This is a genomic window from Oceanospirillum sediminis, assembly GCF_014164585.1.
GTDB classification, from domain to species: Bacteria; Pseudomonadota; Gammaproteobacteria; order Pseudomonadales; family Halomonadaceae; genus Oceanospirillum; species Oceanospirillum sediminis.
Window position 1 is genome coordinate 15,238 of the sequence record NZ_JACJFM010000036.1, and the last position, 23,065, is coordinate 38,302.

Sequence of the window (23,065 nt, forward strand, 5' to 3'; positions counted from 1 at the left end):
TGTGTATTAGTTCAGACCAGATCTGACACCGCTCAATGAATAAGTGAGAGTTACCGGTTTTGATTGATGGTGACCAAACCTGTAATCAAAACACAACAGAGGTAACTCTCATGCTCCATACTAACGATAAAATCATTCAACACAAAGTTGGCTTACTGAACCTCGCTGAAGAGCTGGGTAATGTGTCTAAAGCCTGCAAGATGATGGGCGTATCCAGAGATACATTCTATCGCTACCAGGATGCTGTAAAAGAAGGTGGTGTACAAAACCTTTTCGATCAGAACCGAAGAACGCCTAACCACAAAAACAGAGTCGATCCTGCTGTAGAAACAGCCGTTGTCGACTATGCCATTGAAGAACCTGCTCATGGCCAGGTCCGTGTTTCAAATGAGTTGCGTAAACAGGGTATATTTGTATCGCCCAGTGGTGTGCGCTCAATATGGCTTCGACATGATCTGGCTAACTTTAAACAGCGCTTGAAAGCCCTGGAAGCCAAAGTCGCTGAAGAAGGTATTATCCTGACAGAATCTCAGGTACAGGCTCTGGAGCGCAAGAAGCAGGATGATGAAGCCTGCGGTGAGATTGATACGCAGCATCCGGGCTATCTCGGGTCGCAGGACACTTTTTACGTAGGAACCTTTAAGGGTGTAGGCCGCGTCTATCAGCAAACCTATATTGATACCTACTCCCGAATAGCACAGTGTAAGCTTTACACAACGAAAACACCGATTACTGCTGCAGACCTGTTAAATGATCGGGTCCTGCCATTCTATGCTGAACATGAACTCCCGGTGTTACGCATTCTGACAGACCGTGGAACAGAGTATTGCGGTAAGGCAGAACAGCACGATTATCAGTTATATCTTGCGATCAATGACATTGAGCATACGAGAACCAAAGCCAGACACCCTCAAACGAATGGTATCTGTGAACGTTTTCATAAGACGATACTTCAGGAGTTTTATCAGCCTGCACTGAGAAGAAAAATTTACGGGACAGTCGAAGCCTTACAAAAGGATCTGGACGACTGGCTGGAATACTACAATAATGAGCGTTCCCATCAGGGAAAACGGTGTGATGGAAGAACACCGATGCAAACGCAGAAAGAAGGGAAAAAGATCTGGCAGGCGAAGTTTATGAACTGAATCTGACCTGACAGACACCGTCCTGAAAAACCGGTAACTGTCAGATCAAGTCTGGATTAGTACATATTATGAAATCCAGGATACAAGCAGATAATCAAAGCTCAATTTCAGAGCGACGAGCTTTAGTCAGGAATCGGTCGGTTGTTTTTTCTGCGGCAACCGACACCATCTCTCCTATCTTATCCATAAGACCTGTCTTCTGCTCATAACTCACCAGATAGACATCGGACTCTTCACAAGCAGCAAGCAGGTACTCATCACTGGTTTTCAGCTCATCCACCAGCCCCAGTTCCAGGGCCTGAGAGCCGTACCATACATCGCCATTAGCCACTCTTGTCAGATCCAGCGATGGTCTCTGTTGGTGAATAAAGTCCTTGAACAGATCATGAGTCTCATTCAGATCATGAACAAACTTTTTACGGCCCTCGTCTGTGTTTTCACCAAATACGGTCAGTGTTCTCTTATATTCACCGGCCGTCAGAACCTCAAAATCAATGTCATTCTTTTTCAATAAGCGATGAAAATTCGGCACCTGAGCAACGACACCAATAGATCCGACAATAGCAAAAGGTGCTGCAATCACTTTTTGTCCTGTGCATGCCATCATATAGCCACCACTGGCTGCAACTTCATCGATACACACCGTTAGCTCAACGCCTGCACTGGTAACACGCAGCATCTGAGACGCAGCCAGTCCATAGGAATGGACCATACCACCACCGCTTTCCAGCCTGACAACAACTTCGTCCGTACCTGGTCTGGCGATAGTTAGTACAGCAGAAACAGATTCCCTCAGAGAAGCCACATCAGACGCCCTGATATCGCCGTCAAAATCCAGAACAAAAATCCTTTTCCCGTCTTCTTCTCTGACATTGTCTTTCTGCTTTTTAGCCTGTTTTGCTTTTTCCTTATCAGCCTTTTTCTCAGCTTTCAGCTCATGCTCAAAAGCCTCTTTATCCATAACGGCTGACTTAATTGCCTTCTGTGTTTCCGACAACTTATCATTCAGATGCTCTATCTCAATTTCACCTTCACCATGTTTTTTCTTCCCATGGCTGGCAGCCAGTATAATAATGAGGATAGCGCCGATAAAAATTACGGCCAGAGTAATGGTTTTGGCCAGAAAAAGTCCGTAGTCACTAAAAAATTCGTACACAGATAACTCCATCACTTTCAGATTCGCCGCAAGCATACCCCATACTCATAACGGTTTGTATCGCTTTATCCCATTGTCACAAACAAAAGTGTTATAAGCAGGAAAAGGAGCTTGATTCAAACGTATGTTTGAAATATGCTGTAATTATCAACAACAATGAATCAGGATTTATATCATGACAGACGTAGCCAGCACACTGAGCAATTTACAAGCAAACTTTAATGCAGATGCTGCAGCGGGAATGGAAGAAGTGTTTCAGTTTGATATTTCAGATGCCGGTGAGTACTACATTGAAATTAAAGATGGCACCTGCAATATCGCTGAAGGTGAGCATGATGATCCATCCGTTACACTGAAAATGAATAAAGACACCCTGAAAGGCGTTCTGAGCGGTGAAGTAAATGGCATGACTGCATTTATGACAGGTAAAGTAAAAGCTGAAGGTAACATGATGCTGGCCACTAAACTGAATAGCCTGTTCTCTATCTGATCTATTCAATCGCACGCAAAACAGCTGTACACAAAACAACCCGCTATTGACAGCGGGTTGTTTGTTTATATCAATCAGCTCCGGTCACTTCAGCCCACTCAACACTGCCTCCGATTATATAGTGATATACCTGAACAAAAATTTTCTCTGCTAAAGCCTGAGAATATCAAAATGTTTCTGGCCAGGTTGTATCCAGAGAAAGTTCACCCGGTAGTCCTGGGAGGCTGAGAGAGAGTATTAACGATACTGACAAAGATAAGCTGTTTGTTCAGCAACTTTCAGATCAAAACTCTGATCGGCATCGACCTCAAAACGCTCACCCGCAGCATAAGTAACCCACTCTTCACTGCCTGGCAGTTTAACCGTCAGAGCACCGGATACCACAGTCATCGTTTCATGCTGGCTGGTACCAAATGTATATTCGCCCGCTTCCATAACACCTACGGTCAGCTGCCCCTGGTTATTCTCCAGAGCAATTGATTTTACACTACCGTCAAAGTATTCATTTACATTCAGCATTAGCTAGTCTCGCATTATAGTCAGAATAACAGCAGGGCTATAACACCCTGTTATAAAAAAAGAAGTGGGAGCAATTGCTCCCACTGGATATGTATTCTATACCACACTGCTGAATATCAGTACTTTTCCGGAACAAACGTCAAAGTATCAATAGGAGGACGCACATAGCCTGTGTCTTCCTGGCGCGGAGGTAACTTAATAGGTTCAGGTGTCAGATCTTCATAATCAATGACTGACAGCAGATGACTGATAACATTAAGACGGGCGCGCTTTTTCACCTCACCATCGACGACATACCAGGGTGCTTCTGGAATATCCGTATGCATAAACATATTATCTTTAGCACGTGAATACTCAACCCAGCGAGTACGGGACTGCAGATCCATCGGACTCAGTTTCCAGCGCTTATGCGGACGATTAATTCTGTCTTTAAAACGCTTCTCCTGCTCTTCATCCGACACAGAAAACCAGTATTTAATCAGGATAATCCCGGAGCGCACCAGCATGCGTTCAAATTCAGGACAAGAGCGCAGGAATTCATGGTATTCCGCATCAGAACAGAAACCCATCACGCGTTCGACACCGGCTCTGTTGTACCAACTACGGTCAAACAGAACAATCTCTCCTGCCGATGGCAGATGCTCGACATAACGCTGGAAATACCACTGTGTTTTTTCCCGCTCAGTCGGTGCTGGCAACGCCGCAACACGACAAACACGAGGATTCAGTGCTTCGGTAATACGCTTAATGCTGCCACCTTTACCGGCCGCATCACGCCCTTCAAAAACAACAACAACTTTCAGTCCTTTATGCTTGACCCACTCCTGAAGCTTTACCAGCTCCATTTGCATACTTTCCAGTTCGGCTTCATAGAAAGCTTTATCAATTTTCTTTTTCTTAGTCTTTTTTTCTTCAGCCATAAGAAAATTCCTTTTCATATTGTTACAAAACCTGATACGACAACTATTCCATAACAACAGGTTCTATCTCAAGTAGTTAAAGAAAAATTCACACACTATTCATAAAGTTATGTTAAGAACATTGACCCTGATCTATGTTTAAAATCAGATAAGCTCTATTTATAATTTTCAGCCAGAGATACAGCATTCAGATACTTTCTTACTGTCAGCAGAGAAATACCACACATCAGTATGTTCGCGACAACAGCCCCCCAGAATAAGCCATGCAGGCCAGCCAGCCAGGCGCCCAGCATACAGATGGGCACATAAAAAATAAAAAGCCGTAAGAAGCTGAGCTTCAGAGCGACCATAGGCTCATGCAACGCATTCATCGTCGAGTTTGCCAGAATAATGATCCCCTGCATGCCAAGCCCCAGAGGAACACTCCATAGAAACCAGCTCAGGTTTTCAGACAGTACAGGGCTATCTGAAGCAAACATATTCAGAATGCTGCGTTCAAATAACAGCAGAAGCCCCCAGATAACAGCCTGCCAGATAATCACAAAGCGAAAACTGCCAAAAACCCCCTGACGAACCCGGTCGAACTGCCCTGCTCCCATATTCTGGCTGACAAAAGGAGGAACCGTCATAGACATTGCAAACACGATAATCAAAGAGACAGACTCGATTCGACTGCCCACCCCATAGCTGGCAACAGCCTCATGGCCAAACCCGGCTACAATTCGGGTCAACATTGCCGCACTGATGGGAGTCAGGATACTGGAAACAACAGCAGGCAAAGCGATATGCCCAATAGCAGCCCAGCTTTCTTTCACTTCTTGCCACCGGGGAGTAACAAAACTTAATAAGTCCTGACGCACATCTTTCAGACTGAAAATCCCAAGGGTCAGCACACACCAGGCAATCAGGGTGGCCAGCGCAGCACCTTTAACACCCATAGCAGGTATTGGGCCATAACCAAAGATCAGGATTGGATCAAGAATTCCGTTAACCACTCCTGAGGCTATCATTACCAGACCGGGAACCAGAGTATTACCTGAAGCCCTCAAAGCACTACTCATAACCCTTGGCAAAATAACGAACAAAGTCCCCAGATACCAGATTGACATATAGTCATGAATCCATGGTATCAGATCTTCACTGGCCCCAAGAAAACGAAACAAAGGATCAATGGAAACCCAGCCCGCTACTGTCAGCAAAAGAGATAGTACCACTGCCAGCACTGCTGCATCTGTTACACGGCGCTTAACCAGCTGAAAAGATTTTTCTCCCAATAGTTTACCAACAACAGCGGATGTCCCTATTCCCAGCCCGATAGATAAAGAAATAATGGTAAAGGTTACCGGGAAGGTAAACGTGACAGCAGCCAGCGGAGCTGTGCCCAACTGACTGATAAACCAGGCATCAACCAGATTAAACAACATCAGGGTGATAATCCCTCCCATTACAGGAAGAGTCATACGAAACAGCAGAGGAGCAATAGGATCTTTTAACAGATCAGGCTTAGTACGTGTCAGACTCACCGGAAGCGGTTTCCTTTATTTCCTGAGCAGAGCACACCTGGTTACGACCATTTTCCTTTGCTTTATACAAAGCTCTGTCTGCCTGGCGGATAATTTCTGAGATATCAATATTAAGCGATGGAATAATAGTACAGATTCCCATACTGACAGTAACATATGGCGAAACCCTGGAAGCCGCATGTACCAACTCCAATGCCCGAATTTTTTCACAGCATTGCTCAGCCAGAGTAATTGCGTTCTCATTCGTATCTGGCAACAGAACAGCGAACTCTTCTCCACCATACCTGGCAACCAGGTCCATTGGACGTGAAATCATCTTCTTTAATGACTGAGCGACACGCCTGATACATTCATCCCCCTCAAGATGCCCATAATAATCGTTATAGAGTTTAAAGCAGTCTATATCGACCATAACCAGCGTCAGAGGTGTATTATTACGGATAGCACGTTTCCACTCACGCACCAGCACTTCATCAAAGTAGCGCCGGTTCGCTACTCCTGTCAGAGCATCTGTTCTGGAAATCTCTTCCAGCTCCTGATTTGAAGTCATAAGCTGACGGGACTCTTTTTCCATCTGCTCACTATGAGATGCAAAAATAATAAATAAGCGCATAATCAGCAAGGTTGAAGCCAAACCCGCCAGAAACACCAGATGCGGTAGCCATGTTTTCTTACTATCAAAATAATAAAATGTCGGAATCGCTTCCAGCTCCCACTGCCTCTGGCCAACCATATTAAGGGGCATACTCATTGATGCTGTTACTTTAAGCGGAAGTCTTGTTCTGCTGGGGTGAACATGCAGCAACGCTGGAGCACCGGGTTCAGTAATATCCCAGAGTTTCATATCAATGCCACTGACACGAATATTCATCAGAGCATCTTCGAAGGTCTGCGCCAGATTAATAACGGCAACAATAAACCCTGACACCTCATCAGAGGTCATCGTTTTATAGACGGGTAGTACAGCCTGTAACAGCGTTGCTTCTGTACTCTGGCTACTTCGAATCAAACCAGGAGACAGAACAAGCTGACGACTTCTGGCTGCCAGAGAAAACACCTCTTCCATAACAGGATCAGAGGTCAGATCCTGACCAGCTGTGATATAGGAAAAAGCCTCAGGTTCCTGATACAGAACCGGATGGTACATCAGCTTATCACCCGCAACTTTCAGCTCACCGGATTCCGACTTTTCCAGAACAGAAAAGTCCGGATCAGCCAGCATCTGCCGTATCATACGCTCAGATGTTATACGGTGTTCGCGATTCATCACACCAACCCAGTAAAAAGCTTCTATATACGGGTGACGTTGTCTGGATTGTAAAGATAACTGTGAAAATAATTGATAGTCAGGCAGTTCACGTTCAATGAACAATGCCCTCATAGTGTACAGTGCTTCAAGAGACGTAACGATTTCCCGATCCAGGCTTGCAGCCCGGTCCGCAACATCCTTTGCTAAAAGATGTCTTAATTGCTCTCTTTCAGAGAAGTGCAGCAGCCATGCCGACCCTACGGACAAAACCATGCCCAGAATTAAAATCAGAAAAACCCAGTGTCTGGTGGCATTTTCTTTCATTGTCTAACGCAGCTGCCCAAAACGACCTGTGTCGTCGTAAAGATGGATTCATAAAAAGGGCCGTGATTATTGCAGATACGGCCCATCAACTGAATAAAAAACTCGTTTTTTTTAATCATGTGTGAAATTTATTAATAAATCCATGCCATCTGAAATCAATTACCACGGAAAATTGCGGTCCTTTTTTCCAGCATAGCAGCAATGGCTTCTTCATGATCTGCGGTATGATGGGCCAGGGCCTGCATAGACGCAGACAGCTCCAGTAATGTTTCCAGAGAAACTTTCTGCCCCTCTTTAAGCAATTTCTTCGTCATTCTGAGAGCCCGCGGTGGATTAACCGCAATTCTTTCTGCCAGATGATTCGCTCGCTCCAGCAATTGATCCGGCGTAGTCACTTCTGACACCATCCCCCAGGACAGCGCTGTTTCAGCATCGACAGTTTCCCCGGTAAAAGCCATTTCACAAGCTCGGGACATACCGATAACCCTGGGCAAAAACCAGGCTCCACCATCTCCTGGAATGATGCCTATTTTCGCGAAGCTCTCAGCAAATTTTGCACGATCAGAAGCAATTCTCATATCACACATCATTGCCAGATCACACCCGGCACCAATAGCAGGCCCATTAACCGCAGCAATTAAGGGCACCTCCAGGTTATGCATTGCCAGAGGTATTCGCTGAATTCCACGTTTGTATCCTTCCCTCAGTTCAACAGGTGTTCCACCAAACATACCCGATTTATCATTCATATCCTTCACATTACCACCAGAGGAGAAAGCTTTGCCTTCCCCGGTCAGAATAACGACAGACACACCATCATCCTGGTTAATTTTTCTGGCTGCAGCCTCAAAGGCATCAATCATTTCATCACTGGAGATCGCATTTCGGGTATCATCCCTGTTCATTGTCAGAGTAACAATACGCCCTTCTTGTTTATAAAGCAGACACTCACTCATAAGAACCTCATATAGTCAGCCAGATATTTAATTGATCAGACTCAGGCCAGATTTTCCGGCTGGGTTGCAAAAAATAGCAACATACAGAAAAGCAGACACCAGACAAAAGCTGGTGTAAAACAGAAAGTCTGGTGTAAAACGAAAAAAAGCCTGTACAAAACGCACAGGCTTACAGGCACAAAGTGTAATACGAACAGCAATGGTTAAATCAACTGAAGTTCTTTTTCGCGAACTTCTGAATTTCGCCTACGATACCGCTACGGAAGATCAGTACGCAGATAACAAAGATAAGCCCCAGAATTACAGGTACCCAGGATGCCAGAGGCCCTTGAGACAGATAGTTCTGCAAGGTAACAACGGTTGCTGCACCAACTACAGGGCCAAAGATTGTCCCAACACCACCTAACAGTGTCATCAGAATAACCTCACCGGACATATGCCAGTGCGCATCCGTCAGAGATGACAGCTGGAACACCAGACTCTTAGTAGATCCAGCCAGGCCAGCCAGACCTGCAGAGATCACAAAAGCAACCAGCTTATACTTATCCACATCATAACCAAGAGAAACCGCACGAGGCTCATTTTCACGAATCGCTTTCAGGATCTGACCAAATGGTGAATGAATCGTACGGTGAATCAGAGCAAAGCCCAGTACAAAAATCGCAAATACGAAGTAGTACATTGGCATATTGTCAGCCAGGCTGATCACACCAAACAGTTCGCCACGAGGGATACCCTGCAGGCCATTCTCACCACCAGTAAACGGTGCCTGTACATACAGGAAGAATACCAGTTGCGATAAAGCCAGAGTAATCATCGCAAAGTAAATACCCTGACGACGAATAGCCAGCTTGCCAAATACAAACCCCATCGCAGCAGAGCAAAGAGTACCAATCAGAATACCAATCTCAGGTGTAACCCCCCACTGCATTACCACGTGCCCTGTGATATATCCGCCTGTCGCCAGGAAAGCAGCATGGCCAAATGACAGCAATCCGCCGTACCCCAGCATCAGGTTGAATGCACAGGCAAAAAGAGCGAAACACAGTACTTTCATCAAAAACACAGGGTAAATTGCCAGTGGAGCAACCAGCCCGAGGAACAGAAGTACAGCGTACAGCATCCTGTTTTTAGAGACACTTTTATCCATAGCAGAAGAATCCAGAGTTTGAGTCGTCATGTTACGCCTCCTTACCAAACAGGCCAGCTGGACGCACCAGGAGAACCACGATCATTACCAGAAAAATTACGGTCGTTGATGCTTCCGGATAAAATACTTTTGTCAGACCTTCAATCAATCCCATCAACAGACCGGTTACGATGGCTCCCATAATCGATCCCATACCGCCGATAACCACTACCGCAAATACCACAATCAGCAGATTGGAACCCATAACCGGGCTTACGGAATAGATAGGGGCTGCCAGTACCCCGGCAAATGCTGCCAGCGCTACGCCATAACCATATGTAAGCGTAATTAACAGAGGTACATTAATACCAAATGCCTGCAACAGTTGAGGGTTTTCAGTACCCGCACGCAGATAAGCCCCCAGCTTGGTGCGTTCAATCATGTACCAGGTACCAAAACAGATCACCAGAGAGGCCACAATAATCCATGCACGATATGTAGGCAGGAACATGAAGCCAAGATTATTACCGCCTGTCAGAGCCTGTGGCACGGAATATGGCTGACCAGAAACACCGAAGAAGTGAACAAACGAGCCCTCAATCATAAGAGCCAGACCAAACGTCAGCAAAAGGCCGTACAGATGATCTTCTTTATAAAGACGGCGTAACAGCGTTTTCTCAAGAGCAATACCAATAGCTGCAACAACCAATGGAGCCAGAATCAGAGAAACCCAGTAGTTTACACCCAGAAACTTAAGTCCTAACCAGGCGACAAAAGCACCCAGCATATACTGCGCTCCGTGCGCAAAATTGATGATATTCAACAAACCAAAAATAATTGCCAGCCCAAGGCTCAGCAGTGCATAGAATGAGCCATTAATCAGCCCAATCAGCAGCTGACCAAATAGCACTTGCGGCGGAAAACCAAGTAACTCAGCCATAACAAAACCCTTTAACGCTCTTGAAGACGCAACCACCCGGCAAACACAGGTGTAGTTATTTTTATTGTTAACAGATGAAGCAGATATCCTGGAGAGCCCAGGTGGTTGATGAGCGGCTCTTAATGAGCCGCTCAGTTCAGATCTGATTAACGACCTGCAACCAGTTTACATTTTGACTCAGACAGCGGACGGAAAGCCTTGTCTGCCGGGATAGTGCGCAGAATTTTGTACAGATCCCATTCACTTTGTGATTCAGATGGTTTCTTAACTTCAGCCAGGTACATATCATGAATCATACGGCCATCATCACGAATCTGGCCATTGGTAGCAAAGAAGTCATTGATAGGAGTCTTCTTCATCTGAGACATTACCGCCTCAGTGGCATCTGTACCTGCTGCTTTCACTGCATTCAGGTAATGATTAACTGAAGAGTAAATACCGGCCTGAACCATCGTCGGCATAGCACCAGTACGCTCTTTGTAGCGCTCTGCCCATGCACGAGTCTCAGGAGTACGGTCCCAGTAGAAACCAGTAGTCAGCTGCAGACCTTGCGTGGTTTCAAGACCCAGACTGTATACATCGGTCAGGAAGATCAGCAAACCGGCCAGTTTCTGACCTGCCTGTACAACACCAAATTCTTTAGCCGTTTTCAGAGCGTTAGTCGTATCAGCACCCGCATTAGCCAGACCTACAATTTTTGCACCTGAGGCCTGAGCCTGCAGAATAAATGAAGAGAAGTCATTAGTAGCCAGAGGATGACGTACACCACCGACTACTTTACCGCCACTTGCTTTAACAACACTGGTTACATCACCTTCCATTGCATGGCCAAATGCATAATCAGCGGTCAGGAAGAACCAGGTATCACCGCCTTCTTGTACAACCGCTTCACCTGTTCCGTGAGCCAGTGCATAGGTGTCATACACATAGTGTACAGAGTTAGCTGTACAGTACTGGTTGGTGATAGCGGAAGAAGCTGAGCCAGAAACAATAGAGATCTTGTCCTTTGCTTCAACAACCTTGTTCACTGCAATAGTTACCGCTGAAGAAACCATACCAGCAACCATGTCGATATTATCAACATCAATCCACTGACGTACTTTATTCGCACCGATGTCAGGCTTGTTCTGGTCATCAGCACTTACGATGGTGATTTTTTTACCATTCACTTTGCCGCCAAAGTCTTCAATAGCCATCTTAGCCGCTTCCAGACCACCAGAACCTGCCAGTGCGCTATATGTACCAGACATGTCAGCCAGGTAACCGATGCGAACCTCGTCATCAGAAATACCTTTAGCCTGCGCAGCTCCTGCTGCTGCCATAGCCGATACAATTGCACTGCACATCAGTTTTTTCAGCATTTTCATAGTCCACTCCATCGCTTTCGCGTTTGTTTTTTTATTGTTGTGTTTCAGTTGTGGTTTTAAATTGCCAGAATTCTGGCTTTTGGTACTCATTATTCTTATTTATCAGCTGCATTATGCAGCGGTTAAACACCCAGGTAGGTATTCAGGATATCCATCTTGTCTTCCAGTTCATGACTGGCAATTTCTTCTACGATAGAGCCGTGCTCCATCAGATAGTGGCGATCAGCCAGAGGCGCTGCAAAACGAAAGTTCTGTTCTACCAGAACAATCGTCAGACCTTTTTCTTTCAGCTTGGTCAGCACTTCAGCCAGCGTCTGGACAATAACAGGAGCCAGACCTTCAGTGATCTCGTCCAGTAGCAACAGATTTGCACCTGTACGCAGAATCCGGGCCATTGCCAGCATCTGCTGTTCACCACCTGACAGGCGGGTTCCCTGACTCATCCGGCGTTCATACAGGTTAGGGAACATTTCGTAAATTTCTTCAATGCTCATTCCACCACTACGCACAGTGGGTGGCAGCATCAGGTTTTCTTCTACGTTCAGGCTAGAGAAGATACCCCGCTCTTCCGGACAGAAACCGACACCAAGATGGGCAATCTGGTGAGCAGGCATTCCCACGGTTTCATTACCATTAATCATGATGGAACCTGTGCGCTTACCCACCATATTCATGATTGATTTCAGTGTGGTAGAGCGCCCGGAACCATTCCGGCCTAACAGAGTAACCAACTCGCCCCGGTTAACCTTCATATCAATGCCGTGCAGGATATGAGATTCACCGTAAAAAGCGTGCAGATCAGCCACTCTTAACTGCTCGACACCTGTTTTATGTTCGTTGTCAGACATTTTCACTTCCGCATTCATGCCGCTTCACTCCCCATGTAGGCTTCACGAACATCAGGGTTCTGAGAAACCTCTTCATAAGGACCTTCAGTCAGTACAGCGCCACGCTGCAGTACAGTGATCCGGTCAGACAGACTGGAAACAACATGGAGGTTGTGCTCAACCATCAGGATAGTTCTGCCAGCAGACACCTTTTTAATCAGGTGCATCACTCGCTCTACATCTTCATGCCCCATCCCCTGAGTCGGCTCATCCAGTAGCATCAGTTCGGGCTCAAGTGCCAGAGTAGTCGCCAGCTCAAGGGCGCGCTTACGACCGTAAGGCATTTCGACAGTAATGGTGTCAGCCCATTTCCCCAGATCAACTTCTTCCAGAAGCTCCATTGCTCTGTCATTAAGTACGTCCAGGGATTTATCTGACTTCCAGAAATGGAATGAAGTCCCCAGCTTTCGCTGCAGGGCAATTCTGACGTTATCCATGACGGTCAGATGTGGAAACACCGCCGAAATCTGGAATGAACGCACCATTCCCATTTTGGCAATATCAGTAGGTGAGCTATGAGTAATATCCTTACCATTAAATAAAATGGTGCCACGAGTTGGCGTCAGGAACTTAGTCAGCAAATTGAAGCACGTTGTTTTTCCAGCACCATTCGGGCCAATCAATGCATGGATATGTCCACGCTGAACCTGAAGGTTGACATCATCAACTGCTGTAAACCCTTTAAACTCTTTTGTTAAGCTCTGGGTTTCCAGCACAAAATCCTGGCTCATACCAAAGTCCTCGTTAGCCGGGAAGCCAGCTTATTCGCTTCTTCCCTGTTTTTGTATTTGTTATTTTTCTTAAGAAAACCAGTTCGACTTTATTATTTTTATATCGCCAGAACAGAGATCTCTTTTCTTTTTGGCTATGGCAACAGAGCTTTTCTGTCGCATATAACCTTTACGTAAACGTAACATTAAAGGGTTTAAAAAAACCGTACAATCCCTTTTTTCAGCCTTTAGACTAAAGGCTTATATCAAATCAAAACTTATGACCAATTTCAGTCATTCGTTACAAAAAAGGGACTGTACAGTCACCAATAAAAATACAAAAAAACCTTTTAAATCAAGTAAATAATAAAAAGATCAAAAAATCAATCCCGTGACCAATTAGTCTATCACTGCATCCGGGGCCAAACCTTCTTCAACCATTTTTTCAGTGATCTCCGGCAAAATTGACTCATCATCAATCGTTGAAGGCATCGCATAGTCTTCACCATTAGCAATTTTACGCAGTACAGCCCGCAGAATCTTACCCGAACGAGTTTTCGGCAGCCTGTCGACGACTACAGCCCGGTTAAAACAGGCAATCGCTCCGATCTGCTCACGAATCATAGCGACCAGCTCTGCTTCCAGCGCTTTATGGTCTGCATCAACCCCATCTTTAAGCAACAGAAGACCAACAGGCACCTGCCCCTTTAAAGCATCATGAACGCCAATAACGGCACACTCAGCAATAGCCGGATGTTTGGCAACCAGTTCTTCCATCTCACCAGTCGACAGCCTGTGTCCGGATACATTAATCACATCATCAGTACGCCCCATGATGTAAACGAATCCGTTTTCATCAATATAGCCACCATCACCGGTATGGTAATAGCCCGGATATTCGCCGAGATAAGAGTTCAGATAACGCTCATGATCATTCCACAGCGTTTGCGCACAGCCCGGCGGTAAAGGCAGCTTAATCGCGATACCGCCATTGGTGTTTGCATCAAGCTGAGTGCCCATTGGATCAAGTACCTGAACGTCATAGCCAGGCACAGCCCGGTTAGTCGAACCGACCCGAATGTCCGTTGCACCCAGAGCGGTTGCAGGAGCCGTTACCGGCCAGCCTGTTTCAGTCTGCCACCAGTGGTCATAGATAGGCTTCTGGGAAATTTCATGCAACCAGTGATATGTTGGAGAGTCCAGCTTTTCACCCGCTACGAAAATATGCTTCAGGGAAGATACATCGTACTGACGGAACTTCTCGCCTTCCGGATCTTCTTTCCGAATCGCCCGGAATGCGGTAGGCGCAGCAAACATACCGTTTACTTTATATTCTTCAACCACACGCCAGAAAGTACCTGCATCTGGAGTACGCACAGGCTTACCTTCGAAGAATACTGTTGTACAGCCCCCCATCAGAGGCCCATACATAATAAAAGAGTGGCCAACAACCCAGCCAACATCAGAGCAACCCATCCAGACATCACCAGCCTGCATGTTATAGATATTACGCAGAGCATAATGCAGCGCTACGGCATGACCACCATTATCACGTACAATCCCCTTTGGTTTACCTGTCGTGCCTGAGGTGTACATAATATATAAAGGATCTGAGCTGTTCATTGGCGTACAACCTACCGGCTCAGCCTTATTGAAAACCTCATACCAGTCCAGATCACGACCTTCCTGCATCTGAGCCTTAGCCTGAGGCCTCTGCAAAACAACCACTTTTTCAGGCTTATGCTCAGCCTGATTCATCGCCTCGTCAACCAGAGGCTTATATTCAATCACTTTAGTAAATTCGATACCGCAGGATGCCGTCAGAACCACTTTCGGCTTAGAATCATTGATACGAATTGCCAGCTCGTGGGGAGCAAAACCACCAAACACAACGGAGTGCACTGCACCTATCCGGGCACAGGCCAGCATAGCAATACCCGCTTCAGGAACCATCGGCATATAGATGATGACGCCGTCACCCTTACCTACACCAAGCTCCGTCAGTGCCCCGGCAAACCGGGCAACCTGGTCGCGCAATTCAGTATAGGTGTATTGCTTTTTAGTATTGGTAACAGGGGAATCGTAGATAAGTGCAGTTTGTTCGCCTCGTCCCTGTTCAATCTGATAATCCAGCGCAAGATAAGCACTGTTCAGCTCACCATCGCCAAACCAGCGATGAGTACCATCATCCAGACTTTCAAGGATTGTTTCTGGCTGCTTAAACCAGGCAATCTTACTTGCCTGATCTGCCCAGAATTTTTCCGGCTCATTTAAAGAACGCTGATGTTCACTTGCATAACTCATTTTCGGCCTTCCATTTGTTATTGTTGTGGTTAACCGTCAGGCTATCGGAGCCCATGGGGCTAAGATCCCCTGAGATTATTATTCGTCCATGTCGACTAATGCAGGCTTGTTCTTTTTATTGCCCACAGAACCATCTTCCCATAGCGACAAAGTGCCGCATTGTCATAAATCAAAAAGGGTCAGACCACTGTAGCAGAGGACTGACCCATTAGTATTAATCCAGATCTGAAAACATCTTCTGGATGCTGGAGAAGTCCAGACCACCGTTACCATTTGCAGCATGCAGAGCAAACAGATTACGGGCCATGGCTCCCATAGGGATACTGGATTGAGATTTCACAGCCGCATCAAAAGCAAGTCCCAGATCTTTAGCCATCAGATCAACCATAAAACCGCCCTGATAGCCATTAGAGGCTGGCACACCATCCATGACGCCCGGATACGGATTATAAACCTGCAGCGCCCAGTTATTGCCTGAACTCTTAGACATAATATCCGATAGAACAGCCGGATCCAGGCCATTCTTCACACCCAGGCCAATAGCTTCTGTCGTACCGGCCATCAGAATACCCAGCATCATGTTGTTGCAGATTTTAGCCACCTGGCCCGCACCGGCATCACCCGCATGAAAGATGTTCTTGCCCATTGCTTCCAGAACAGGCTTAACCAGTTCAAATGCTTCTGCAGTACCGCCCACAATGAAGGACAGAGTACCGGCTTTAGCACCGCCAACACCACCAGATACAGGCGCATCAACCATAGCAATGCCACGCTTTTCGGCTTCTTCTGATACACGACGCGCAGATTCAGGAGCGATAGTACTGGAGTCAATGATAACGGTGTTTTTATCGACAATATCCAGCAGACCAGCACCATCAACATACAGACCTTCAACATGCTTATTTGCTGGCAGCATAGATACCACAAAATCTTTATCTTTGGCGGCGTCTTCTGCACTTGCTGCTGCAGATGCACCTTCAGCAACCACACTTTCAACGGCGGCAGGCACCAGATCAAATACGGTCACTTCATGGCCTGCTTTAACCAGATTAATGGCCATTGGGCCACCCATGTTACCTAAACCTATAAATGCAATTCTGGACATAATCTTCTCCGATTTTATTTTTCTTGTAACAGGATTCCGTTCTGACCTGTAGAAACGTGTTTCTGCCAGGCTCAGCAGGGAGCACCGGGCTCCCCATTTCAATACACAACTCTTACGCCTGAAAGAACGTCTGTGTCAGCAGCCCGCATATGCTGCGATAACTGCAGATAAACACAGAAACAACCCTGATCAGGCATACATAATCAATACAGATCTGTCAGAGGGTGCTCACCTTCCCATGGAGACTGGAAGAAACCATCAATCCAGCTGACCTCCACATCGGCCAGGGTTGCAGCATGCCATTTTGGCTCTCTGTCTTTATCAATCAGCAGAGCACGAATACCTTCAGCAAATTCACCTTTATTTGCCGCCTGCACAGACAGATCCAGTTCAGCACGGAATACTTCTGCCAGAGACATCTGACGCGTCAGTTTTAACTGGCGCACAATCAGATGCATCGCCGTTGGCGAGCCTGCAGCCAGGGCACCAGCAGCCTTTGAGAACCATTTATCATCTGTAGAGACGGAGGTAATATTCTCAACAAGGCCAGAAACATCATCAGCATCGGTCACCTGCTGAATCAGATCAAACTGATTACGCACATTAGACTCAGGCAACGCCGACTGGCTCTCTTTTTCGCGCTGACGCAATACGCGGTTCACCACCTGTTCTGCATCTGCATCCCATCCGGCTGCCAACAGATCACCCATCACAGCATCACGCTTATCATGGGTTACAAAACGATCTGCCAACCCGACAAACAGGGCGTCAGCGGCATTAATGCTGGCACCGGTCAATCCCAGGAATAAACCTGTACGACCAGGCATACGATTCAGGAAATAGCTGCCACCCACATCAGGATAAAGACCAATAGTGATCTCAGGCATCGCAATACGAGAAGACTCTGTAACCACCCGATGACTGGCACCAGCCGTCAGACCCAGACCACCGCCCATTACAATACCGTTACCCCACAGGATAAAAGGCTTGCTGTAGGTATGAATCAGATAGTCCAGTCGATACTCATCGGTAAAAAACTTCTCGGCATAAGGATTCGGGCCGCCGGGATGCTCAACCATAGAGTTATACAGCTGAACAATATCACCACCGGCACAGAAAGCTTTATCACCACTTCCCTGCAGCCAGACCGCTACAACCTTGTCGTTATCCTGCCACTCCAGCAATTGTGGATATAACAGATCAATCATTTCAAGGCTCAGCGCATTCAGAGCCTTAGGGGCATTCAGAGTAGCCACCCCAACCAGGTGGCCATCATTGGTTGCCTTCTCTTCAAAAATGACAACAGCGTCAGACATTAAGCGTTCTTCCATTCTGGCTTACGTTTTTCCAGGAAGGCATTGACACCTTCTTTCTGGTCCTGAGTGTCGAACAGGTCAACAAACAGCTCACGCTCCTGCATGCAGCCCGTAGCCAGAGAATTATTGCCACGAGCGTTGTGTACCAACGTTTTACATGCCGTGACAGCTACCGGGCTCTGTTTAGCTACTTTTTCAGCCAATGCGATAGCGGTTTCCAGCCCCTGGCCTTTGGCGACCACTTCTTCCACCAGGCCGATCTTCTCGGCTTTCTCTGCAGTAATACGCTCACCGCACAGAATCATACGTTTTGCCCAGCCTTCACCCACCAGCCAGGCCAGATTCTGAGTTCCTCCGGCACAAGGCAGCAGACCTACCGCTGCTTCAGGCAGAGCCATTTGAGCCTGTTCTTCTGCAATGCGAATATCGCACGCCAGAGCACACTCTAAACCACCGCCCATGGCATAACCATTAATTGCGGCGATAGAAACACCACGGAACTCAGACAGGGTTTCAAACGCTTCACCGAAGATGCGTGCCATATGACGGGCAACCGCCTTGTCACCATCAGCAAACTTGTTCAGATCAGCACCTGCCGAGAAAAACTTCTCACCCTGGCCGGTGACAACCAGTGCATAGATATCCAGATCCGCATTCAGGTCTTCGATCAGTTTTTTCAGTGCTGGCAGACTTTCGTCATCCCAGGTATTCGCCGGAGGATTGTTGATGGTCAGGATCGCTGTATTGCCCTGAACTTCCAGCAGTAGTTTTTCAGTTGTAGATTTCACACTTGATTGATTAGAACCGCTCATCGAATGACCTCCAGCACGCCGTCCATCATGACACGACGAGATACAATTAAACGCATAATTTCGTTAGTGCCTTCCAGAATCTGGTGCACACGGGCATCCCGCATATAACGCTCAAGCGGGTACTCTTTGATATAACCGTAACCACCGTGCAGCTGAATCGCATCGTTGGTGACGTCAAAACAGGCGTCCGTAGCAAAACGTTTTGCCATAGCGCAGTAAAGGGTTGCTTCGGTATCTTTCTCATCCAGCTTAGTTGCCGCTAAACGTACCATCTGACGGGATGCCACCAGATTGGTGACCATATCAGCCAGTTTGAACTGCAGCGCCTGGAAGCTTGCCAATGGTTTACCGAACTGCTCACGCTCCTGCATATAACGCTGGGTATCATTGATCGCCGCTTGAGCTGCACCCAGTGAACAGGTGGCGATATTGATACGACCGCCATCCAGACCTTTCATGGCGATCTTAAAGCCGTCACCTTCGTTACCAATCATATAACGGGCAGGGATACGCACATCTTCAAAGGTGATCAGACGGGTCGGCTGGCTGTTCCAGCCCATTTTCTCTTCCGCTTTACCGTAGTGAATGCCTTCCGCATCCGCGGGGACAACAAAGGCAGAGATACCTTTAGGACCATCTTCCTGCGTTCCGGTACGTGCCATGACGACCAGCACATCAGTACTACCGGCACCAGAGATAAACATTTTGCTGCCATTCAGCACATAATCATCGCCATCGCGACGGGCAGAAGTACGCAACGAACCGGCATCGGAACCGGCGCCCGGCTCAGTCAGACAGTAGGAGCCCAGTTTCTCACCCATCGCCATCGCTGGTGCAAACTCATCACGCAACGCATCATCAGCAAAACTGGCGATCATCCAGGTGGCCATATTGTGAATGGTGATATAAGCCGTGGTTGAAGTACATCCCATCGCCAGCTCTTCGATAATCACACTGGCATCCAATCGACTCAGCCCCATGCCGCCTGCTTCTTCGGGCACATAGATACCACAGAATCCCATTTCACCGGCTTTCTTGATCACTTCTACCGGAAAAATGTGCTCAGCATCCCACTGAGCCGCATGAGGAGCCATCTCATTCTGAGCAAAAGCACGAGCCGCATCGCGGAACGCAACCTGATCTTCGGAAAGATTAAAATCCATACTCAATACCGTCTGCTTTCGTTATTCTTTTAATCGGACTTCTCTACTGAAAGTTTTTTCAGTGATTACCTGCTGAAAGGCGCTTTCAGCCACATGCGCTGCTTAAACCATGAAGTCCAGCACTTTTAATCAGATCATCTTTTTTGAAAATTCAGTTATCTGACAAGAGAAACCCTGCTACCTGTTCTGAATTTTGAAAAAAGATGACGTTTACGTCAACTGAAACACATAGAAAAAAATATATTTAGCGAAAAAGAGGGAAATTAAAGCAGGCGAAGGGGCAGCTTCGCCTGCTTTAAAGTTCTCAATAACTGAATTACTTCAGATTGATTGAGAAGTTTGGACCAGATTCGATATCTTCATTGAACCAACGAGCTGTAACTGTCTTGGTTTCAGTGTAGAAACGAACGGCCTGTTTACCATAAGCGTGCTGATCACCGTAGAAAGAACCTTTCCAGCCAGTGAAAGAGAAGAATGGCAGAGGTACAGGAATCGGAATATTGATACCTACCTGACCTACTTCGATTTCATGCTGGAACTTACGTGCAGCCGCACCAGAAGCAGTAAACATAGAAGTACCATTACCGTATGGAGAGTTATTGATCAGCTCAATCGCCTCATCCAGGGTATCAACCTCTACCAGACACAGTACAGGGCCGAAGATCTCTTCCTGGTAGATAGTCATTTCAGGCTTAACACCGGCAAACAGGGTTGGACCTACCCAGTTACCATCCGGGTAACCTTCTACAACACAGTCACGACCGTCCAGCAGCAGCTCAGCGCCTTCGTCTACACCCTTCTGGATCAGACCACAGATACGCTCTTTTGCCTGAGGGCTGATAACAGGACCATAGCTGGCACCCGGATCGTTCCATGCACCCGGACGCGCCTGCATCAGAGCTTCTTTAATCTCGTGCTTCCATTCGCGGGCTTCACCCACCAGAACGGTGACAGAGATCGCCATACAACGCTGACCAGCCGCACCAACAGAAGCACCCGCGATATTGTTGATTACACGCTGTTTAGCGGCATCTGGCATTACAACCATGTGGTTTTTAGCACCGGCGAAGCTCTGTACACGCTTCATGTTGTCAGTACCAGTCTTATAGATGTACTGACCTACAGGCACAGAACCTACGAAGGAGATCGCGCGGATATCTTCATGGTGTAGCAGGAAGTCTACCTGCTCTTTACCACCGTGCAGAATCTGCAGAACGCCTTTTGGCGCACCGGCTTCTACAAACAGTTCAGCAAGACGCATTGGCGTCAGCGGATCCTGCTCAGAAGGCTTCAGAATAAAGGTGTTACCCGATGCGATCGCCATTGGGTACATCCACAGCGGGATCATCGCAGGGAAGTTAAACGGCGTGATACCAGCACATACACCCAGAGGCTGGATGTAGCTGTAAGTGTCGATCTCACGTGCTACGTTTTCTACCGTCTCACCCATCATAAGGCTTGGGATGTTAGCAGCGTGTTCTACTACTTCAATACCACGCCACAGATCGCCTTTAGCATCTTCGAAAGTCTTACCGGTTTCAGAACTCAGAATCTCTGCAATCTCATCATGGTGCTCTTTTAACAATGCCTGATAGCGCATCATGACACGGGCGCGGTCAGAGATCGGCGTTTCTTTCCATGTTTCAAAAGCGGCTTTAGCACTTTCGTAGGCAGCTTCCATTTCGCTCTGAGTCGCGAAAGGTACTTCACACAGTACTTCCTGCGTCGCAGGGTTCGTGACAGGTATAAACTGTTCAGACTGACTCTGAACAAATTCACCGTCGATAAAAAGAGGGACGCGTTTTGTCATAGTATTCACCTTTCGACTAACCGGTAGTCCGGTTTTTTATTTTTATTGCTGGCCTGTTAATTCACATCAGCGCTTAAACAAACCTAGCGATTGCTTGGATATTTGTAAACTAGCACAGCTGAAAAAGGTCAAGGATTGACTAAATTGCCCACTTGATGGACTATATTGCTGTTAGCAATTGCGAGATAGACTTATGTCGAATACCTCTGACTGGCCGCTGCCATCTGATAGCATCCGCTATCTGGTTCCTCAGTTCCTATGTGATAAATTGCGCCAGCACCCTCTCACCTGTGGTCTGTATCCGGTATCCTTCGGGAATTATAAAAAAGCGCGCGGACACGAGATGCAGCGCAGTAATCATGATGATTTTCTATTGATCTACTGCATTCATGGCCGAGCCGATTTATGGCTTTCTGATGAATATCATCAGATAAGAAGTGGCGACCTTCTTTTACTACCGCCGGGTGTCAGTCATCACTACAAGACCCTTGATGACGACCCATGGACCATTTACTGGTTACATATGAACGGAGAGGATTGCGCTCTGGCAGCAGAACACGCCGGTTTCGAAAAAGGTGCCTATATCCACCATTACGGCACACATCCCGGCCTGATTCAGGACTTCGACCGGCTGATCGACTGCCGTTCTAATGGCTACAATCTGAACACATCTGTCTACTCGGCCAGCCTGCTTCGGCAGATTTTTTCCTTCCTGGCTCTGTTACAACCATCTGCGCCCTCCAGCCGGGGTTCTCAGCTTAATCTGGATACCGTTCATGCCTTTATGCAGGAAAACCTGCATACCCGGCTTGAACTGGAAACTCTGGCCAGCAAGGTCAATCTGTCTAAATTTCACTTTGTGAATAAATACAAAGAAATGACGGGGCTCACCCCTATTCAGCACTTCCTGCATATGAAGATCGAACGTGCCTGTTACCTGCTGGATATCACTCAACAAAGCGTCAGTGAGATCGGCTACAGTCTGGGATATGAAGACAGTTACTACTTTTCCAGATTATTCAAAAAGGTGATGGGAATAGCCCCCACTCAGTACCGGCGCAATCACCTGAAATAAAGTGACCTCCCGGACAAATGAATAAGAACAGCTCATGCACAGACAAGGCATTTTTTTGATAAAATCCCTCCCCTTTTCAACAGATTAGCCCTCACCTTCCAGATAACCGGGCTAAAGGGGCAAAGTGAAACTGCATTCACTTGCAAATTTTCACCTTTACGTAAA

Annotated in this window: 20 protein-coding genes; 3 read left to right on the forward strand and 17 right to left on the reverse strand. The window is 46.9% G+C overall.

Annotated elements, in window-relative coordinates; all coding sequences use genetic code 11:
- The first annotated feature begins 110 nt into the window (after positions 1 to 110).
- A complete protein-coding gene (locus H4O21_RS19600) occupies positions 111 to 1,145 on the forward strand; it encodes an IS481 family transposase (RefSeq protein WP_182810590.1) in 1,035 nt (344 codons plus the stop codon).
- Positions 1,146 to 1,239: 94 nt separating this feature from the next.
- On the opposite strand, the gene sohB is transcribed toward H4O21_RS19600, so the two are convergent.
- Positions 1,240 to 2,301 (reverse strand): protease SohB, encoded by a 1,062-nt coding sequence (sohB, locus tag H4O21_RS19605; protein ID WP_368737576.1) that lies wholly within the window; start codon positions 2,299 to 2,301, stop codon positions 1,240 to 1,242.
- Between the two features lie 175 nt (positions 2,302 to 2,476).
- Here sohB and H4O21_RS19610 point away from each other — a divergent pair, with 175 nt between their 5' ends.
- On the forward strand, positions 2,477 to 2,791 hold the full coding sequence (locus H4O21_RS19610) for an SCP2 sterol-binding domain-containing protein (protein WP_182810591.1): 315 nt from the start codon (positions 2,477 to 2,479) through the stop codon (positions 2,789 to 2,791).
- Between the two features lie 237 nt (positions 2,792 to 3,028).
- Here the strand turns inward: H4O21_RS19610 and ppnP are convergent, their stop codons facing one another.
- The 16 genes from ppnP to H4O21_RS19690 all read right to left on the reverse strand — a co-directional run bounded on the left by ppnP (position 3,029) and on the right by H4O21_RS19690 (position 21,825).
- On the reverse strand, positions 3,029 to 3,310 hold the full coding sequence (ppnP, locus tag H4O21_RS19615) for a pyrimidine/purine nucleoside phosphorylase (protein WP_182810592.1): 282 nt from the start codon (positions 3,308 to 3,310) through the stop codon (positions 3,029 to 3,031).
- A 116-nt stretch (positions 3,311 to 3,426) separates the two neighbouring features.
- Positions 3,427 to 4,230, reverse strand: coding sequence for a polyphosphate kinase 2 (gene ppk2 / locus H4O21_RS19620; protein WP_182810593.1), 804 nt, complete (start codon positions 4,228 to 4,230; stop codon positions 3,427 to 3,429).
- 155 nt (positions 4,231 to 4,385) lie between these two features.
- The gene (locus H4O21_RS19625; protein WP_368737577.1) at positions 4,386 to 5,753 is read right to left on the reverse strand and encodes an MATE family efflux transporter; all 1,368 of its coding nucleotides are present in this window, start codon (positions 5,751 to 5,753) and stop codon (positions 4,386 to 4,388) included.
- Positions 5,734 to 7,326, reverse strand: a complete 1,593-nt coding sequence (locus H4O21_RS19630; protein ID WP_182810594.1) for a sensor domain-containing diguanylate cyclase — start codon at positions 7,324 to 7,326, stop codon at positions 5,734 to 5,736. The genes H4O21_RS19625 and H4O21_RS19630 overlap by 20 nt, the downstream gene beginning before the upstream one ends.
- 155 nt (positions 7,327 to 7,481) lie before the next feature.
- Entirely contained in the window at positions 7,482 to 8,282 is an 801-nt protein-coding gene (locus H4O21_RS19635; protein WP_182810595.1) for a crotonase/enoyl-CoA hydratase family protein, read from the reverse strand.
- 208 nt (positions 8,283 to 8,490) lie between these two features.
- Entirely contained in the window at positions 8,491 to 9,462 is a 972-nt protein-coding gene (locus tag H4O21_RS19640) for a branched-chain amino acid ABC transporter permease (protein ID WP_182810596.1), read from the reverse strand.
- Position 9,463: 1 nt separating this feature from the next.
- The gene (locus H4O21_RS19645; protein ID WP_182810597.1) at positions 9,464 to 10,351 is read right to left on the reverse strand and encodes a branched-chain amino acid ABC transporter permease; all 888 of its coding nucleotides are present in this window, start codon (positions 10,349 to 10,351) and stop codon (positions 9,464 to 9,466) included.
- Positions 10,352 to 10,497: 146 nt separating this feature from the next.
- The gene (locus H4O21_RS19650) at positions 10,498 to 11,718 is read right to left on the reverse strand and encodes an ABC transporter substrate-binding protein (RefSeq protein WP_182810598.1); all 1,221 of its coding nucleotides are present in this window, start codon (positions 11,716 to 11,718) and stop codon (positions 10,498 to 10,500) included.
- 122 nt (positions 11,719 to 11,840) lie between these two features.
- Positions 11,841 to 12,566, reverse strand: a complete 726-nt coding sequence (locus tag H4O21_RS19655; protein ID WP_182810599.1) for an ABC transporter ATP-binding protein — start codon at positions 12,564 to 12,566, stop codon at positions 11,841 to 11,843.
- Positions 12,567 to 12,580: 14 nt separating this feature from the next.
- A complete protein-coding gene (locus H4O21_RS19660) occupies positions 12,581 to 13,336 on the reverse strand; it encodes an ABC transporter ATP-binding protein (protein WP_182810600.1) in 756 nt (251 codons plus the stop codon).
- 378 nt (positions 13,337 to 13,714) lie between these two features.
- Positions 13,715 to 15,619, reverse strand: coding sequence for a propionyl-CoA synthetase (locus H4O21_RS19665; protein ID WP_182810601.1), 1,905 nt, complete (start codon positions 15,617 to 15,619; stop codon positions 13,715 to 13,717).
- Positions 15,620 to 15,833: 214 nt separating this feature from the next.
- Complete coding sequence (mmsB, locus tag H4O21_RS19670; RefSeq protein WP_182810602.1) at positions 15,834 to 16,724, reverse strand: 3-hydroxyisobutyrate dehydrogenase; 891 nt, start codon at positions 16,722 to 16,724, stop codon at positions 15,834 to 15,836.
- 203 nt (positions 16,725 to 16,927) lie between these two features.
- A complete protein-coding gene (locus H4O21_RS19675) occupies positions 16,928 to 18,055 on the reverse strand; it encodes an enoyl-CoA hydratase/isomerase family protein (RefSeq protein WP_255487387.1) in 1,128 nt (375 codons plus the stop codon).
- A complete protein-coding gene (locus tag H4O21_RS19680; protein ID WP_182810603.1) occupies positions 18,040 to 18,852 on the reverse strand; it encodes an enoyl-CoA hydratase in 813 nt (270 codons plus the stop codon). Before H4O21_RS19680 ends, H4O21_RS19675 begins: the two co-directional genes overlap by 16 nt.
- A complete protein-coding gene (locus H4O21_RS19685) occupies positions 18,849 to 20,015 on the reverse strand; it encodes an acyl-CoA dehydrogenase family protein (protein WP_182810604.1) in 1,167 nt (388 codons plus the stop codon). Before H4O21_RS19685 ends, H4O21_RS19680 begins: the two co-directional genes overlap by 4 nt.
- Positions 20,016 to 20,331: 316 nt before the next feature.
- Positions 20,332 to 21,825: a CoA-acylating methylmalonate-semialdehyde dehydrogenase gene (locus tag H4O21_RS19690; protein WP_182810605.1), complete on the reverse strand. Its 1,494-nt coding sequence runs from the start codon at positions 21,823 to 21,825 to the stop codon at positions 20,332 to 20,334.
- A 193-nt stretch (positions 21,826 to 22,018) separates the two neighbouring features.
- Here H4O21_RS19690 and H4O21_RS19695 point away from each other — a divergent pair, with 193 nt between their 5' ends.
- Positions 22,019 to 22,900, forward strand: coding sequence for an AraC family transcriptional regulator (locus tag H4O21_RS19695; protein ID WP_182810606.1), 882 nt, complete (start codon positions 22,019 to 22,021; stop codon positions 22,898 to 22,900).
- Positions 22,901 to 23,065 lie beyond the last annotated feature (165 nt).